General features: G+C 45.5%; 1 protein-coding gene. It reads right to left on the reverse strand.

Annotation, left to right across the window (positions count from 1 at the left end; translation table 11 throughout):
• Positions 1 to 17 precede the first annotated feature (17 nt).
• The coding region (locus tag LMU01S_RS10135) for an LPXTG cell wall anchor domain-containing protein (RefSeq protein WP_156470425.1) at positions 18 to 800 on the reverse strand (783 nt) is incomplete at its 5' end.

The following is an 800-nucleotide window of genomic DNA, read 5'->3' on the forward strand; positions in this document are numbered from 1 at the left end:
AACTTGACCTTTTATGATCAACGATCTTCTTTTCTACGTTTCTTTCCGAAACCAAATAGACCTAAAAGACTTGCGCTGATCAGTCCTAAGCCAGCTAAGTTGCTTAGGTCAGTGTCTTCACCAGTCTGAGGTAATTCGGTCTGCTTTTTAGCAGTTACTTTAGTTGAAGTCGTCTCAGATCCCTTAACGAAAACATTTTCTTGGTTTAACTCGCTAGTGATATTAACACTTGAAGTTACATTATCCACAGGCATTGTTTTTGTTTCTTCTGTGGCTTGACTTGTGGATTTATCCACATTTACCTTAGATGCTTCAGCTTTATCTGCTTCAGCACTAGCACTATTACCTTGACTATCTGCATCTAGATAACGGTCCGCATCTGTTTTGGCTTTGTTTGCTTCAACCAAAGCGGCACTTGCTTGACTTTCATAGCTCGCTGCTGCTTTTGCTGCTTCGCTTGCCTTGTTTCTAGCTTCACTAGCTGCGGAGGCTGCCTGACTGGCTTTTGCTTCCGCTTGGCTTGCTTGACTAGCTGCCTGACTCGCTACTACTGCAGCACTTGAAGCATGTTCTAAGTCTCCTGCTTTGGCATAACTTGCCGCTTCACTAGCCGCTGTATTTGCCTCTTGCGCTGCTGTTGAAGCTACTTGATCTGCAGTAGATGCTTCTTTTGCACTAGCTGAGGCTTCACTGGCTGCTTGACTAGCTTCTGCTGCGGCACTGCTTGCTTTTGCGGATGCTTCACTGGCTGTTGAAGCTGCACTCAAAGCTACCTTAGCGGCATTTGCCACACCTGCATT

The organism is Ligilactobacillus murinus DSM 20452 = NBRC 14221 (assembly GCF_001591685.1).
In the GTDB taxonomy this organism is placed as follows: Bacteria; Bacillota; Bacilli; order Lactobacillales; family Lactobacillaceae; genus Ligilactobacillus; species Ligilactobacillus murinus.